16 protein-coding genes and 1 tRNA gene are annotated in these 16,681 nt (G+C 48.5%); 12 read left to right on the top strand and 5 right to left on the bottom strand.

All coding sequences use genetic code 11. The features are described 5' to 3' along the window. Positions 1-123: 123 nt before the first annotated feature. A complete protein-coding gene (locus HMPREF2981_RS11145; protein WP_080976601.1) occupies positions 124-357 on the bottom strand; it encodes an acetone carboxylase in 234 nt (77 codons plus the stop codon). A gap of 58 nt (positions 358-415) precedes the next feature. Beyond that, positions 416-907, bottom strand: a complete 492-nt coding sequence (locus HMPREF2981_RS09100; RefSeq protein WP_070662515.1) for a DUF3099 domain-containing protein — start codon at positions 905-907, stop codon at positions 416-418. A 208-nt stretch (positions 908-1,115) separates the two neighbouring features. Between HMPREF2981_RS09100 and HMPREF2981_RS09095 the strand changes: the two genes are divergently transcribed. From HMPREF2981_RS09095 to HMPREF2981_RS09070, 6 genes are all read left to right on the top strand, one after another. After that, on the top strand, positions 1,116-1,832 hold the full coding sequence (locus HMPREF2981_RS09095; protein ID WP_048779705.1) for a beta-ketoacyl-ACP reductase: 717 nt from the start codon (positions 1,116-1,118) through the stop codon (positions 1,830-1,832). Between the two features lie 66 nt (positions 1,833-1,898). Further along, a complete protein-coding gene (locus HMPREF2981_RS09090; protein ID WP_048779703.1) occupies positions 1,899-2,642 on the top strand; it encodes an SDR family oxidoreductase in 744 nt (247 codons plus the stop codon). A gap of 86 nt (positions 2,643-2,728) precedes the next feature. Beyond that, a complete protein-coding gene (locus HMPREF2981_RS09085; protein WP_048779701.1) occupies positions 2,729-3,514 on the top strand; it encodes an ABC transporter ATP-binding protein in 786 nt (261 codons plus the stop codon). A 66-nt stretch (positions 3,515-3,580) separates the two neighbouring features. Further along, entirely contained in the window at positions 3,581-4,453 is an 873-nt protein-coding gene (locus HMPREF2981_RS09080) for a TrmH family RNA methyltransferase (RefSeq protein WP_080976600.1), read from the top strand. A gap of 166 nt (positions 4,454-4,619) precedes the next feature. Continuing rightward, positions 4,620-4,877, top strand: a complete 258-nt coding sequence (locus tag HMPREF2981_RS09075) for a type B 50S ribosomal protein L31 (protein ID WP_004004643.1) — start codon at positions 4,620-4,622, stop codon at positions 4,875-4,877. A 161-nt stretch (positions 4,878-5,038) separates the two neighbouring features. Further along, on the top strand, positions 5,039-6,172 hold the full coding sequence (locus HMPREF2981_RS09070; protein WP_004004644.1) for an LCP family protein: 1,134 nt from the start codon (positions 5,039-5,041) through the stop codon (positions 6,170-6,172). A 102-nt stretch (positions 6,173-6,274) separates the two neighbouring features. On the opposite strand, the gene HMPREF2981_RS09065 is transcribed toward HMPREF2981_RS09070, so the two are convergent. Further along, a complete protein-coding gene (locus tag HMPREF2981_RS09065) occupies positions 6,275-7,504 on the bottom strand; it encodes an HIRAN domain-containing protein (protein WP_004004645.1) in 1,230 nt (409 codons plus the stop codon). Positions 7,505-7,721: 217 nt separating this feature from the next. Next, positions 7,722-10,394, bottom strand: a complete 2,673-nt coding sequence (pepN, locus tag HMPREF2981_RS09060) for an aminopeptidase N (protein WP_048779699.1) — start codon at positions 10,392-10,394, stop codon at positions 7,722-7,724. Positions 10,395-10,597: 203 nt separating this feature from the next. Between pepN and HMPREF2981_RS09055 the strand changes: the two genes are divergently transcribed. Then, a tRNA-Leu gene (locus HMPREF2981_RS09055) sits at positions 10,598-10,683 on the top strand. 138 nt (positions 10,684-10,821) lie between these two features. Here the strand turns inward: HMPREF2981_RS09055 and HMPREF2981_RS09050 are convergent. Next, the gene (locus HMPREF2981_RS09050; protein WP_004004647.1) at positions 10,822-11,904 is read right to left on the bottom strand and encodes a 2,3-butanediol dehydrogenase; all 1,083 of its coding nucleotides are present in this window, start codon (positions 11,902-11,904) and stop codon (positions 10,822-10,824) included. A gap of 587 nt (positions 11,905-12,491) precedes the next feature. Here HMPREF2981_RS09050 and HMPREF2981_RS09045 point away from each other — a divergent pair. The 5 genes from HMPREF2981_RS09045 to HMPREF2981_RS09025 all read left to right on the top strand — a co-directional run bounded on the left by HMPREF2981_RS09045 (position 12,492) and on the right by HMPREF2981_RS09025 (position 16,658). After that, positions 12,492-13,451 carry an L-lactate dehydrogenase gene (locus tag HMPREF2981_RS09045; protein ID WP_048778227.1) on the top strand — a complete coding sequence of 320 codons (960 nt, stop codon included), beginning with the start codon at positions 12,492-12,494 and terminating at the stop codon, positions 13,449-13,451. A gap of 121 nt (positions 13,452-13,572) precedes the next feature. Then, positions 13,573-13,848 (top strand): hypothetical protein, encoded by a 276-nt coding sequence (locus HMPREF2981_RS09040; RefSeq protein ID WP_004004649.1) that lies wholly within the window; start codon positions 13,573-13,575, stop codon positions 13,846-13,848. 84 nt (positions 13,849-13,932) lie between these two features. Next, entirely contained in the window at positions 13,933-14,700 is a 768-nt protein-coding gene (gene recO / locus HMPREF2981_RS09035) for a DNA repair protein RecO (protein ID WP_048778226.1), read from the top strand. Between the two features lie 60 nt (positions 14,701-14,760). Further along, positions 14,761-15,543 (top strand): isoprenyl transferase, encoded by a 783-nt coding sequence (locus HMPREF2981_RS09030; protein ID WP_048778224.1) that lies wholly within the window; start codon positions 14,761-14,763, stop codon positions 15,541-15,543. A gap of 23 nt (positions 15,544-15,566) precedes the next feature. Next, the gene (locus HMPREF2981_RS09025) at positions 15,567-16,658 is read left to right on the top strand and encodes a quinone-dependent dihydroorotate dehydrogenase (protein ID WP_004004652.1); all 1,092 of its coding nucleotides are present in this window, start codon (positions 15,567-15,569) and stop codon (positions 16,656-16,658) included. Positions 16,659-16,681 lie beyond the last annotated feature (23 nt).

The raw sequence follows: 16,681 nt of genomic DNA, 5'->3' as shown, positions 1-16,681 counted from the left end.
AAAAATAGATGTGTATATAGAGACGGTGGTGTACCTGTATTACTTATGGTAGGGGAGAAGATTCGGACAATACAGTGATATGGCGGTCCCTATCTAAATATGGCTGAAATAGAGTTTATGAGGCTAGGACTTTTGGGGAAACGGTAGGGTCTGTTTCCAAAGCTCCCTCTCCCGTAAATAATTCTCAAGCCATTGAACGTGCTCATGACAAGCCAACCAGACCTTGCGGCGCTCAGGAGTGTGAACCTTCGGGTTATTCCAGAGAATCTGGTACGTTGCCTCGTTGTGGCAGCCTTTACGTGAACAAATATCTAAACTAGGGGAGGAGCTCCCCGCTAAAGAGCCCAGAAGATCCACTGACACCTCCATCTTTTTACTACTATATTGCGCGTAACGGTATTTATGCCTGTTGAAACTATATTTCAGAAATATCTATGACATCGGTTCGATTATAAGGCGACGAAGAATCCGCATCTTGTGCGTAGCAATGAGAGTTCTCAGAGGCGTCGGACTTATTATCTGCAGTAGATGCATTCGACGCTGCTCCTATTTCTAAAGCTCGCCGATGATGCTCAGGCAAATAGGCAGTAAATCCACTCGATTCCTGTTTTGACTCACCATTCGCAAGTACTACAGCCGCCCAAGGCAACAGTACTGCACCTGCGACGCATATCCAGCGCAGGGCACCATCTGTAAATACAGCGCCTACAATACAAACTACACGAATCGCCATTTTGAGGATGTAGTCTCGAGCACGTTTATCTACACGCTCCGATAACGGAGCAGAAGCATTACTGATTTCGTATGTCACTAAAGAGTCTTCGAATCGTTCTACGACATCAACTGTAGATAAGTAGTAACCATGAGCCGCGAGGTCTTCGGCTGTCCAGTGCTTTTCAGCAGTCATTGACACACCTCCCTCAGAATTACAGTAACGAACTCTCTATGATAGACGTTTTAGCTTCGATTCACATGGTGGTAATTACCTGTACTGATTAGTCTAAACCTTCTATTCCTTATGGTGTTAAGTGTTGCAAGAACAGATGCTCACCACATCATATAGATAACGGGCTAGAATAGGTATGACCAGTAACCCCAAATTTATAGGGAAAATAATGAGTGATAACACCCCCAAGACCGTTCTTGTTACCGGTGGTAATCGTGGTATCGGCTACAAGATCGCGCAGGAGTTTAAGGCATCAGGGCACAATGTTTGTGTGACCTACCGTAGCGGGGAAGCGCCCACAGAGTTCTTTGCTGTTAAAGCTGACGTCCGAGACGCAGACAGCATTAATGAAGCTTTTAAAACTATTGAAGCGGAATACGGTCCTGTAGAAATCCTTGTGGCGAATGCAGGTATTACTCGTGACATGCTGCTTATGCGCATGAAGGAAACGGATTTCATGGATGTTATCGATACCAACCTCACTGGTTCTTTTCGTGTAGCACAGCGTGCGATCAAAGGTATGATCAAACTCAAACGAGGCCGTATTATCCTCGTCTCCTCTGTTGTAGGGCTATATGGTTCTCCAGGACAGGTTAACTACTCATCGTCTAAAGCGGCTCTTGTTGGTATGGCTCGTTCCATCACCCGTGAGCTCGGAGGTCGAAATATTACGGCAAATGTTGTAGCACCGGGATTTATTAACACCGATATGACCGATAGCCTGCCTGAGGAAACCAAAGAGAATTACCTGAAAACTATCCCGGCAGGACGTTTTGCCGACCCTGCTGAGGTAGCACGGGTTATTCGCTGGTTAGCTTCGCCAGAGGCAGATTACATCTCAGGCGCCGTTATCCCTGTAGACGGCGGTCTAGGTATGGGACACTAGGTTCTTCCTATCACATGCCATAAACGTCTTACTTTCAGAAAGCACAGAACCAACAAAGGAAAATGTATGTCACAGCTCGCCGGTAAAACCGTTATTATCACAGGGTCTTCACGAGGTGTAGGTGCAGATACCGCCCAAATCCTAGCGGCTCAAGGGGCAAACATCATAGTTAACTATCGCTCCAAAGCCCCTCGAGCCAATAAGGTCGTCAAAGCTATCGAAGAAGCTGGCGGACACGCGACCGCCGTACAAGCAGACGTAACTAAGTCTGAAGACCTCACAAACCTTGTGAATGTTGCTATCGAAACCTACGGCTCCTTGGACTATCTCATCTTGAATGCATCGGGCGGTATGGAAACTGGTATGGGTGAAGACTACGCAATGCGTCTCAACCGAGATGCACAGCTTAACCTTGCACGACTTGCAGCTGAAAAAATGCCCAACGGAGGACGCATCGTTTTTGTCACCAGTCACCAGGCACACTTTATCCGCGAAGTTGAAACCCTGGCAGAATACCAGTCGGTTGCAGAGTCCAAACGAGCAGGAGAAGATGCGCTCATCGCCGAAATACCTGCGCTCACTGAGAAAGGAATTTCACTTGTCGTCGTATCAGCTGACATGATTGAAGGAACTGTGACTGCAACTTTGCTTAACCGCCTGCATCCTGGGGCTCTTGAATATCGTCGAGAGACAGCAGGTAGGCTTTACACTGTCAACGAGTTTGCCCATGAGGTAGCAGCCATGGTTACCGCAGATGTTCAGACTGGACACGTTGAGCTGGTCGGTGGAGCTCGCGGGTTCATCGATTAGAAGTACGTATAGAGCGAAGAAGCAGGACCCTAAAGGGCTTGCTCCTTCCCACATAGGTAGAGATCATATCGTAGAAGAGAATAACCATGAGCACTGTACTTAATCTTCAAAATGTGAGCGTCATGCGCGGCGGTCGCAATATTCTCGATAACGTTTCCTGGATTGTCGATGAAGGCGAACGTTGGGTTGTCTTGGGTCCAAATGGTGCCGGAAAATCAACACTTTTATCGGTCGCAGCGGCGCGTTTGCACCCCACAGTCGGACAAGTAGAGATCTTAGACGAGACTCTCGGCTCCGTTGATGTCTTTGAGCTTCGCCCGCGCATCGGGTTGTCCTCGGGAGCAACCGCCGCCCAGATCCCTGACCGAGAGAAAGTTTCTGATGCTGTCATGACGGCCGCGTATGCTGTTTCAGGACGTTGGAAAGAGGAATACGACGCCCTCGACGGCGATCGCGCCCATGAGCTTCTTCAAGACTGGGGCGTAGATGCTTTGGCAGAGCGTCAATTCGGTTCACTCTCCGATGGCGAGCGCAAACGTACTCTTATCGCACGCGCTCTCATGACCGACCCCGAACTCCTATTACTTGATGAACCTGGGGCCGGTATGGATATCGCTGGACGCGAAGATTTGGTAGAGAGGCTTACAACACTCGCCGTTGATCCTTACGCACCGGCTACTGTACTCATCACGCACCATCTTGAAGAAATTCCTGCAGGCTTCACACACGCTCTCATGCTCCGCGACGGTCGTGTGGTAGCATCTGGACCTATTGCTCAGATCATCACAGAAAATAATCTTGCATTAACATATGCGATGGATCTAGCTTTAACAGCCACTTCTACAGGGCGCTACAGTGCTTTTAAACGCTAAGCTTTATCTTGCTCCCACCATACATACGTACGTGGTGGGAGTAAGTTTTGACCCAGTAGTGTCTTTATGAAGAAGAAACAATTATCACCCCAAGAACTGCAAGCACGGGCAGAACGAGTGTACGCAATATCGTCTGTGGTGCCATTAGCTCAAGCGCCTGAACAAACACTTCGTTATTATACCCACCTAACTGATGTGAGATTACGTTCTGCCCTCGAACCTGACTGGGGTATTTATATTGCGGAGTCATCAAAAGTGGTACGGCGTGCTTTACATGCAGGACACCGTCCCCTCTCATTCCTTATGAGCGAGAAATGGGCAGATGATCTTTCCGACATACTGACGAAGTATAATAATATTCCTGCCTTTGTAGGATCGGAAGAAGAACTTGAACGAATAACTGGCTTTCATCTACATCGCGGAGCTTTAGCAGCAATGGCGCGCCCTGCTCCTCAAACCGTAGAAGATATTATTTACGGAGCTCACCGCGTCGCAATCTTAGAAGATATTGTTGACCACACGAATGTTGGGGCTATATTTCGTTCCGCAGCGGCGCTAGGCGTAGACGCAGTTTTAATTACTCCACGATGCGCTGACCCGCTGTATAGGCGCTCTATCCGCGTTTCTATGGGAACTGTATTTCAAGTACCTTGGGCCAGGATTACCCGCTGGCCAAAAGACCTGGAAATTCTACACGAGCACGGATTTGAAAGTGCCGCACTTGCACTAGATGAGGACTCTCTTACCTTGGGGCAACTTTCAGCACGTCAGGATAAGAAGTTAGCTTTAATCCTAGGAACAGAAGGACACGGACTCTCACCGCATACATTGGCGCAGACAAAACACACGGTTATGATTCCCATGACCCACGGCGTCGATTCTTTGAACGTGGCAGCTGCGTCAGCTGTTGCGTTTTGGGAAACGAGGCTGCGTTCGTAACAACAAGCCCTCTAAGAACCTAGCGTTACCTCTTTAAAGGTGGTATCCTTAGTGGTTGGCTGTGCATTTTAAGCCGGTCTATGGTGCGCTCTGCGTGCATCGTAAAACCTACTCCATCTATTTAGGGTTACTGGCAAAATCCAGTGACAGAAGAAGGTAATTAAGCATGAAGGCAGATATCCACCCGGAGTACCGTCCGGTACTATTCCGTGACCTTGCATCCGGTAAAGTTTTCTTGACTCGTTCCACGATGACTTCGGATAAAACCGAGAAGTGGGAAGACGGTAACGAATACCCCATCGTTGAGGTCGAGATCTCCTCTGAGTCGCATCCGTTCTACACCGGTAAGCAGCGTATCATGGACTCCGCAGGTCGCGTCGAACGCTTCAACGCACGTTTTGCAAACTTTGGTAAGAAAGCGTAAAACGTAGAATGCAATAAAGAACACACCCCGTAATATAGATTAAAAATCTGATACGGGGTGTGTTTTTATTTTCTACCGTTACAATGTGAAGGTAACTCACTTTGTAGCGGTATTCTTATGCGGGTTATGCCGTTACCACATCACTCGAAGGAAACAAACCCATGAGCGAAGCGCTCGCTGAAAAACCCCGTCGAAAGACTCTTAAACGGGTGCTAATTATTCTTGCTATCCTTATTCTTACTCTTATCATCGGAGTGGGGATTTACCTGTGGAGCATTGGGCATACCTGGGACTCCAAGACTCAAAAATTTGATTCCATTACGAATTCACAAGGAGACTTAGACTCTTTAAGAAAAAACCTAGGAGACCCGAATAATGATCCAAATATTGTGGGTCCCGATGGTAAAACGGCAGATTCTCTTGCTAATGACCTTGACAAGAATGGTAACGGAATTCTTGACTCCTTAGAGGGTGGTAAGACGCGTCAGGTCGTAAAAGGCGAAGGAACTAATATTCTTCTTCTTGGTAGCGATCAACGTTCAGGGCAAGAAGCTGCAACAGTTAGTGGGGCTCGGGCAGATACTATTATGCTGATGCACATTCCTAAAAACGGGGAAGGTGTTTATTTAGTTTCTATCATGCGTGATTCGTGGGTAAGCATCCCCGGATATGGAAATGCGAAGGTGAATGCAGCTCTCAACTATGGAGGCATTAGCTTACAAATTGAGACCATTGAACAACTAATTGGTGTCAAGATTGACCATGTAGCAGAAATAGACTTTGATGGGTTTAAAGGGCTTACTAACGCTCTAGGTGGCGTTGATGTTCAAGTTCCTTTTGCTTTCCAAACAGGCGTTTGGAACTTTACACCGGGTACCATGCATATGGATGGCAGCACTGCTTTAGCGTTTGTGCGTGAGCGGTATTCTTTTGCATCGGGTGATTATCAGCGTGTACGTAATCAACGTGCATATTTACGTGGACTCTATACGACCATCCAAAAACAGGGGTTTTTGGGTAACATCACTAATTTTAAGAATATGGTGGATGCCTTTAGCGGCTACGTCAAGGTTGATAGTGGTTTAGGCTCTGGTGAGATTCTTCGGATTGCGGCACCTGTCATTAATGGTGGTTCGGCTGCTTTACATATGACGACGCTTCCTAACGCAGGCCCTGGCTGGTCTTATGATGGTCAATCAATCATTATTATTAATCAGCCTGCTGTTGATTCGTTGACGGAGGCTTTGAAAGCTGATCGTATGCAGGATTTTATGAATACTTATGGGTCTGACTAGGTATGTCTATATACGGGTCTATAGATCCTGCAGATAAAATTTGGGGTAGTCAGCACAGTATCTGACGTGCTGACTACCCCAAATTTTATCCGTATAACGCTATTAATGTTGCACGTGTGTTCTAGCTGGTATAGGAGTTACGGTAACAGTCTGGGATGCATGTTCTTCAGCAGCCAGTCTGAGTAACCGACGACCAAAATACAGAGCGACCGAGTAGAGAGCTCCGCCCATAATTGCTATGAGGACTCCAAGAAGAACACGCCAAATTGCAATTGCTAAGCCAACTATAAGAAGGGTTATACCTATAATTTTGACGAGGGTAAGCAGGCGCGTGTGTTCTTCAGGAAGATCATCGAAAGATACGGGTTTAGCTGCTTTCTCTGGGATAACTTCGTGTGCCGTGATCGCCTCGCTGACTCCGTTTTTTCCTGCAACAGAGGTGATAAATCCGCGAATCTTCTGAGGAAGAATATGCTTCCCTTGAGTGTTTTCCGCTTCAGCTGGGACAAAAGCATCAGGAACCTCATACTTCTTGGCCTCAGGTAGGAGCTCAGGTACATCGTTGGGTAAATCTTTGTACCACTGTTCTGGGATATTCTCTGACCGCACCGCCTGAATAGTTAATGAAAGCTCGAGCCTGTTACCACGTATCGTGCCCCAGACATTGGTGAGTTTGTCATGTTTCGCAGCATGTTCAATGACAGGAATAAACTGTTCTGATATTTGGGAGCTTAAACGCCCTACATGAGTATCCTCATGGAAAACTTCTACCGAATTGACCATGTGCCCATCTGGGTTTTTAACCTGTTGTACTTCAAGTCTTAAAATTACCCGTCCTTCACCTGTTGGCGGCAAAATACTGTGAAGATATTCAGCATGTCCATTCTCGTCAAGCACCTTGATTGAAGGACCTTGAGGAAGAATAGCTGCTCGCGCTGAGGCATGGTTGAGAGGAAACAGCAAGGTTGGTGACGACAGAAAGAGTTTTCCTACACTTTTAATGTGCGGTCCGCTATCAGCCCGTAGAGCAATAGCATTGAGTTGCAGCTGTGCTGTAGGAGAGAAACCGGAAGCAACAACGCGGGTAATCGCGTTCCAATAGTTTGCAGAATCGTCACGATTTAAACGTCCCACTTTATGATCCCCAACGTATACAGCAATGCTGTTTGCCTCGTAGGGGTTATCAGGTTCTGGAACAAGGCGAGCCTTGCCTTGCCAGGACTGTTCACGGTTGACATGGAGCTCTTGAAAGACTTGTAGAGTCTCAGCCTCATAGTAGTTGTCGGTGACAATTGTGAGGGTTCCACGGTCGCCGAGAGCATAATCGACCAAAGCAAACTCCTTAGGTGGTGATGAATATGTTCTAATTCTCTCACGTTTTTGGGAATAACTAGTACCCTACACGTAAAGTAACTTTTGGGTGACGTTTAAGGAATTGATGAATGTGGTCAAAATCTGCTTCACGTTAATGAAACCTATAGATAGGCTACAACCCAGTACAGCGGCGTGAAGAAGAGATACTGTACCAGGCTGTAATGCCTAGAAAGTGCTAGTCGGATAAAGAACTATTGAATTGCTGACCGATCATATTCCGATGCGCATTATCTTGTGCCTCCAAAATGAGCCGACGTAGTGCGGAGGGGGCTGATGGATTCTTGCGTAACCATTCTTGGGCTAGAGCAACTGAAGGATTATCGCTAACCCCGGTTCCTTCAGCGGATCCGTAATTGTAGAGCGAACGGGGGTATAAACCGCGAACTATACGAGTGGCCATACCAATGGAACGGGTGTCCCACATTGATAGGAGCGAATCGAAGAAAGGCTTATAGTAAGGAGTTCGCAGCCCAACATCCCCTCGCAAGAAACCATTTGCTGTTGAGGTCAAGGCGTCGTTGGATAATGAAGAATCTTCCATGATGCGTTTATAAGCGGCTGCTTTGTGGTCGGCATCAGGAATAGCCGCTATCGCATATGCGTAGCCATTCTTTGAGATTGATGACGGATTATACTGTGCAGCTCGGTCTAAATCAGCAACAGTAACAAGGTTACGCCCCGCCAGGGTACCCAAAGCACTCCACCCAAGATTCTGATCGTAGGGGATACCAGTCGCATCGGCAATATCTCCCACAGTATCTTCAAAAGCCCCTCGGGCGATATCGCGGCAGAGATCTTCACCTTGAGTTGAGTAGGAAGAAATAGAGATAAGCCCCCGAAGCAATATGAGCTGCGTATCGGAGCCAGGTTTGGCGGCAGCGAGCGCTTTCGAGAAAGACTCATAGAGAGCATCATACAAAGGCTGTCGAGACTTGGGGGCACCAAAATTAGTAATAGCGTTTTGGCTGTTCGACACCATACTTCCCAAAAGGGATGCACTGCTCTCACAGGATACGTTCCGTACTGCCGCGTCTACGAAAGTGGCAACGGGAAGTCGGGCATCGCGCACGCTTTCCCAGAGAGATCCCCAGATAAGACCGCGAGAAAGAGATGATTCAAGAGTGGATACTCCTGCAATTGCCGCTTGAAGACCATCCTCATCGGTGAGCATGATCTTTGCGTAGGTGTGGTCTTCTGCATTGAGCATAAGTAAGTCAGCTTCACCTACAGTCTTCTTGTGCTCTTGGGGCAAAGAGACACGATATTCTGCGATAGGATCGGCAGGGTATTCAAGGGAGAGAGTGCCTGTTGAGACAAGTTTTTCTTCTTGAAGGATAAAAGTTTCAAGCTTTACCACATGCGGGCGACCGATACCGGCTGGCTGAGTGTCGGGTAGCTGCTGAGTGAGGTACAAATCCTGGAGCTTACCATCTTCGCGGTAAACACGTCGAGTACCGAGGGTAGATAGACCAGGAGTCTGTAACCACGCTTGAGACCAGGTCTGCATATCGCGACCTGAAACCTCATTAAGTACATCAAGAAAGTCTTGAAGCGAGGTGTTCCCCCAAGCAAAACGTTTGAAATAGACGCGTGCCGCTTCGATAAAGGTATCAAAGCCTACATAGGAAACAAGCTGCTTCAAGGTGGAGGCACCCTTGGCGTAAGTTATGCCATCGAAATTTTGGGCTGCAGCTTCCAAATGAGGTATATCCGCGACAATGGGATGTGTCGTAGGAAGCTGATCTTGCAGATATGCCCAAGATTTACGGTGATTTGCGAATGTTACCCAAGCATCGTTAAAACCATTAGCTTCAATAGCACCTAGAGCACCCATGAAATCAGCAAATGACTCTTTAAGCCAGAGATCATCCCACCATTTCATAGTGACAAGATCTCCAAACCACATATGTGCCATCTCATGGCAGATAGTGTTTGCGCGACCTTCAAGATCATCTTCGGTAGCACCAGAGACAAAAATGAAATCCTCAGTGAATGTTACGAGACCGGGGTTCTCCATCGCGCCGATGTTATATTCGGGTACGAACGCCTGTTCGTACTTCGGGTAAGGGTAGGGATAGTCAAAGAGATCCTGGAAGAAATCTAAGCCGTTCTTAGTGACTCGGAAGATATTATCGTAGTCAAAATGGGGCTTTAGAGAATGGCGGCAGTACGCCACTAAAGGAATATCGCCGCTGTTAGTAATACTCTGGGGTTTATAGGTATCGGTGACTGTGAAGTATTCACCTGCTAACACCGCGGTAATGTAGGTAGAAATTCGCTCGGTAGGAGCAAAAACGCGCTTAACGATATTTGAGTCAGTCGGGTCGGACACCTCAGATTCTAGAACCCCGTTTGAGCTGACAACCCAATCTCGTGGGGCTGTGATTCGGAAATTAAAAACAGCCTTCAGATCGGGTTGCTCAAAGTTGGGGAATACACGACGGCAATCGGCGGGCTCATATTGGGTGTAAAGATATACACGCCCATCCGAAGGATCAATATAGCGGTGCAGACCTTCTCCCGACCTTGAATAGTATGAACGCCCGTGAACAGTAAGTTCGTTTTCCTCGGCAAGCTCGGGCAGCATGATGCGTGAGCCATCAACAACCTTGTTGAGGTCAAGCTGCGCGCCATTAAGCCTAACAGAATCGATAGAGTGGCGAATATAATCAATGAAAGTCTGGGCACCAGGCTTACGGGATTTAAACTTAACGGTTGTAACTGTAGGGTATGTCTCGAAATTTTCATCCTTGGCATGGGTCAAATCAAGGTGAACATGATATGAGTCTACGGTAATGAGCGCTGACCGTTCTGCAGCTTCTTCGCGTGAGAGGTTCTCGTTATTCATAGTTTCTATTCTAAACTCTCACATGCAGTACTTCATGGACGTGACCCGAACACTGTACTGCATGTTACTAGAAAGGAACATGGGGAGCACTAAATGTGTAAAAGTGACGGATAACACGTTATATAGATTTGCCTGCTTGTACTTGCCAACCGTATAGTATTACTTGTTGCTTTGAGCAGGCAAAGCCCTCTCAAAGGTAACCTGCGCGGGTGGCGGAATAGGCAGACGCGCTAGCTTGAGGTGCTAGTCCTCGTATTAGAGGGTGGGGGTTCAAGTCCCCCCTCGCGCACATTATAAAGGGCCTCTGATAAACATCAGAGGCCCTTTTCTATTTCACTTTTCCACAATAATAATTAGAGCGCCCTATACTCTGACAGACAGAATATAAGGCGCTCGCGACTTGCCTGTAAGGCTACAAGAAAGTTACCTAGGGCAAAAGCTGTGGATCGGTAGTGACGAGGATCTTTACGGCAGTCTCGTTGTGGTTAATCAACGTGTCAAATCCCTTGTCAATGAGATCTTCAAGAGGAATCCTGCCAGTAATGAACGGCTTGAGGTTAATCTTGCCTGACTCTACAAGTTTGATAGTTTCCGGGTGGCTGTTCACGTATGCAATGGTTCCTCGAATATCGAGCTCCTTAAGCACGACCTTCTGAACATCCAACGATGCTGGTTTACCCCAAATGGATACGATCACGGCTTTACCGGTAGGCTTGAGTGCATCCAGAATGAGGTCTAGTGCAGGCTGTACAGAGGTGCATTCAAAGGCTACGTCTACACCCTTATCATTGGTCAGCTTATGAATTTCTGCTAGGACATCAACCTCAGCAGGGGAGAAGGCATAGTCTGCAACTCCGGAATCCAATGCTTTCTGACGGCGTAGCGAGGACAGCTCAGAGATAATGACCTTCGCCCCCTTAGCTTTAAGCACGGCGGAGGTAAGCAGGCCAATGGGGCCAGCACCAGTAACTAGCGCAAAGTCACCGTCTTTGATTTCTCCGGCGCGCTCAACTGCATGATAACCGACACTCAAAGGCTCAATCAGTGCAGCTTCATCTAACGGAAGGTCTTTAGAGATCTTGTGAACCCAACGGCGTTTTACAGATACCTTCTCTGATAGTCCGCCTCCACGGCCAGCAAGACCAATAAAGTTCATGTTCTTAGAAAGATGATAGGTCTTCGAATCTGGGCCGACATCTACAGAGTCTGCAATAATGTATGGCTCAACCACAACATGATCTCCGACTTCAAGATCGGAAATGCCTTCGCCTAAAGCTTCTACGATGCCTGAGAATTCGTGACCAAGGGTTACAGGAGAATCTTCTCCTGAGATTGGATGCGGATGCCCATGTTTAGGGCAGAAAATAGGTCCATCAAGATACTCGTGCAAATCAGTGCCACAGATACCACACCATGCTACTTTGACCAACACTTCACCGGGTTGTACTTCGGGGGTGGGTATGTCCTCAATGCGAATGTCATTACGGTCGTAAAAACGAGCTGCCTTCATGGGATAGACTCCTTTACCTTTGAGGCTCTATATGATGCGCCTAATGCTGAATACTCTGTTGTTATCACGCAAACCGACCTGTTACAGCACTAGGTTAGTTAAGCGCAGGCTCAATAGCCTACATCTATAATGCTACTCTTCCATGCCAATGTTTACTAGGAAACATAGAAAAAATACTTTATATGACATAAACGTGTAGTTTCAGCCCAAATATCGTATAAACCCACCAAAATTACCAAACTTGTAGCCCACTACCAGACAATGTACGAAAACTACTCTTCGCAATAGTATTCTAGCTGTGAGTTCCTCTAGATATGTTTGGGCTTGGGAGGTTCCCTGCCCCCCCCAGAAATAAGGGTTAAATTATGTGATATTAATCAAAAAGTCATAAAGCCCTTATATGACTTCTTGGGAGAAAAATATGGTCTTCTAGTAAAAACTCACATAAAAAATCGTGAAAAGAGCAACTAAACCAACATAAACCCCAAAGAGCAAGGCATAATAGATAATGGGAACTTCAGAAGACACTCCGTGCTTCTGCCCACATATCAGACAAATCAACAACCCCAAGACAGGGCGGCGACCCAATGAAAAACGTAAAATCTACCACTAAACTCGGCATCATCGGCGCAGGCGGTGTCGGATCTGCAACCGCATACGCAGCAACCCTACGTGGCTCTGCAAATGAAATCGTCCTTTACGACATTGACGGCAAACGAGCACACGCTGAAGCCCTCGATATCGCCCACGGTTCTATGTTCGCCCATGAAGCGCAGCTCACCGGCGGAGACGACCTCGAAATCCTGCGTGACTGCGACATGATCATCATTACCGCAGGTGCCCGCCAAGAGCCCGGGCAGCCCCGCCTCGAACTCGCAGGAGCAAACGTACGCATCCTCGAAAAATTACTGCCAAACCTCATGGAAATGTCACCCAACGCAATTTACATGCTGGTTACCAACCCCTGCGACGTACTCACTGTTGTCGCCCAGAAGATCACCGGGCTACCCTCACACCGAGTACTATCCTCCGGTACCGTACTCGATTCTTCTCGACTGCGCTGGCTCGTCGCCAGCAAAGCCGGAGTCTCCATCAAGAGCGTTCACGCAAATATCATTGGCGAACACGGGGACTCGGAGTTCCCTGTCTGGTCGGCAGCTAACATCGGCATGGTACCCCTCATTGACTGGGAATACAACGGCACCAAAGTATTTACTGAAGAAGTACGTGCAGAACTAGCGCACGAAGCGATGTGCGCAGCCTATAAAGTCATTGAAGGTAAAGGATCCACCAACTACGCCATCGGTGTTTCCGCGGCACGAATTGCAGAAGGCTTCCTCCGAGATCAGAACGCCGTACTGCCAATCTCCACCATTGCAGCAGGCGAACTCTACGGCTTCAAAGACGTAGCACTGTCCCTACCCTCCGTCGTAAACTACGAAGGCGTACAGCGAGTCCTCAGCGTTCCCATGAACGACGAAGAACACAATAAGCTACGCGCCTCCGCAGAAGCAATCCGCGCATCCCTGGAAACCCTAGGATTCTAAAGAACATTCCTAAAACACCCTTCTAAACGCGTGCCCAAACACACTGGGTACGCGTTTGTCATACCTTCACAATATGACACTCTCCAACCACAATAGCCATAAAAGATAGTAGACTAGACACATGAGCACTGACCCCCGCACCGAACTCACTCGTCTACTCGACGCCCTCGAAACACACCTTGACGCCGTCGCCCACCGCACCCGCGAACACGACCCCGTAATCGACGAAGCCTATGTCGAAATTGCAAACGCTTTTGAAGCCTACGAAAATGCCCTCTTCGAAGTACATAACGAAGTAACACCTCTTAGCGTCTACGGAGATGACGACGAAAACTTCGACGAATTCCTCACCGACACCGACGACGAAGACGACGATATCGAATACGAAAAAAACTAACCACACAACCAAACCCTCAGGCCCCGCATCCTAGCCACCCGCCAGAATGCGGGGTTTCTCTTCACACACCACAAACATAAAACCATGAGCACCCCAAAATACCTCCGAGACTACGCCCTCATCCTCCGCACCCAAAACCTAGGCGAAGCAGACCGCATCATCATCATGCTCACCCAAAACAACGGAGTCATCCACGCCGTTGCCAAATCAATCCGCAAACCAAACTCAAAATTCGGTGCTCGGCTAGAGCCCTATATGCACACCGACATATCCCTCACCCGAGGCAAAACAAACCTCCACATCATATCCCAAACCGCAACCATACATGCCTATACAGCGACTCTCATGGGTAACTACAACGCCTACACCGCCGCAAACACCATCGCTGAAATCGCAGAGACACTCAACACCAACAGTACCCCCCACGACACCAACCCACACTACCACCTCACTCATGGAGCAATCGCCACGCTAGCCCACAACAAACACACACCACAGCGCATCCTCACAAGCTATATCTTACGTGCCATGAAATTCGCAGGCTGGCTCATCTTCACTGACACCTGCACACACTGCAATCAACCCATCACCACTGGGTACCACCCAGCAGGTACACATGGCATAACAGGAACCCTCTGCAAAACTTGCGCCCACCAAAATGACACCCCTACAACACCCATAACACCCACCGAATATAACTATATACAAGCCCTCTATAAAGGGAACTGGGACACCATAGACAACGCCTCAACTCTCGCGGCACGCAAAATACTCAACCTCACCCTACACACCACCCAAAACTACCTCGAAACCCCCCTCAAGACCCTCACCTACCTCGAACTAGAAACCTAAAAACACCATCAAACACGGTAAAATACTGTAGTAACACACCATCAACCCGGAAAGAATCCCATGCCACAAAAACCACCGGCACACCCCTCCGGAACAACCCCACCCCCCATACCCAAAAAATTCATCCCTCAACACGTTGCCGTTGTCATGGATGGCAACGGACGCTGGGCCAACGAACGCGGACTCCCACGCAACGAAGGACATCGAGCAGGCGAAGCAGCCCTCCTCGACATCGTTGCAGGAGCCATAGAAATGGGCATACCCTATATCAGCGCCTATGCCTTCTCCACAGAAAACTGGAAACGCTCACCCAGCGAAGTATCCTTCATCATGCGTTTCTCCACCGAAGTCCTCAACCGGCAACTCGAAACCCTCAAATCCTGGGGAGTACGTATCCGCTGGGCAGGACGCCGCCCCAAACTCTGGAAAAACGTCATCTCACAACTCGAACAATGCGAACGCGAAACTATCAATAACACCACCTGCACCCTCACTATGTGCGTCAACTATGGAGGACGCGCAGAAATCGCAGACGCAGCCGCAACCATTGCACAAGACGTACAAGCAGGCATCCTCAAACCCTCCTCTATCACAGAAAAAACCTTCCAAAAATACCTCGACGAACCAGACCTACCAGACGTCGACCTCTTTCTCCGATCATCAGGCGAACAACGAATATCCAACTTCCTCCTCTGGCAAAGCGCCTACGCCGAATTCGTCTTCATGAACGTACTCTGGCCAGATGTAGACCGCCTAACCCTCTATAAAGCCGTCGAAGAATACGCCAGCCGCGACCGCCGCTACGGAGGCGCCACCGACAAAATCCCCAGCCCCAAAAACTAACACCACACCACAAGGAGCAAACAATGCGACTATACCCAACCTTCTTCAAAATCTTCTTTGCAGGCATAGATCCCGAAAAAGCACACCACATCGGCTTCTGGGGAGTACAAACCCTTAAAAACCTAGGCATCACTCGCATCCTCAAAAGCTACCTTCAACCCAATCCCAGCCTCCGCACCACAGCCATGGGACTCACCTTCCCTTCACCCTTCGGACTAGCCGCAGGCTTCGACAAAGGCGGGAAAGGTATCGCAGCCCTTGCAGGACTAGGATTCGGACACATCGAAATCGGCACCATCACCGGACAAGCACAACCTGGTAACCCACAACCACGTTTATTCCGCCTCATCGAAGATAAAGCAGTCATTAATCGTATGGGATTCAACAACGACGGTGCCGCAGCCGCAGGACCCCGAGTCGCATCAGCACGTGCTGATCTAGAAACCGAATACCGTCCCGAGAAACGCCCCATCATCGGCGTCAACATCGGAAAAACAAAGATTGTAGAACTAGAAAACGCCATAGAAGACTACCTAATATCAACACGTACCCTAGCCCCACAAGCAGACTACCTCGTCGTCAATGTAAGCTCCCCCAACACCCCAGGACTACGTACACTGCAATCCATCGCAACACTCCGCCCACTCCTGCAAGCCGTACGAGAAGAAGCAAACCGAGTCTCACCCCACCGCCACGTGCCTCTCACCGTTAAAATCGCTCCAGACCTTGTAGACGAAGACATAACAGCTGTCGCTCGCCTAGCCCAAGAACTAAAGCTTGACGGAATCATCGCAACCAACACCACAATCGCACGCGAAGGCTTAGGACTCCACACCACCAAAGAAAAAATTAACGCTATAGGCGCAGGAGGACTCTCAGGAGAACCACTTAAAACCCGATCACTCGAAGTCCTACACCTCCTCAAGAAAGAAATAGGCAACAAACTAGCCCTCATCTCCGTCGGAGGAGTAACCAACGCCCAAGACGTACAAGAACGACTAGACGCAGGCGCAGACCTCGTCCAAGGATATACCGCCTTCCTCTACGAAGGCCCCTTATGGGCCGCCCACATCAACCGAGGACTCTACAAAATCCGTCGCTCGCGCCAAAAATAAACCTCACAAAAAGGGTGAGAAAC

Source organism: Rothia sp. HMSC069C01, from assembly GCF_001814655.1.
In the GTDB taxonomy this organism is placed as follows: domain Bacteria; phylum Actinomycetota; class Actinomycetes; order Actinomycetales; family Micrococcaceae; genus Rothia; species Rothia dentocariosa.
The sequence above is the reverse complement of the archived record's forward strand: the minus strand, read 5'-3'. Positions and strand labels throughout refer to the sequence as shown.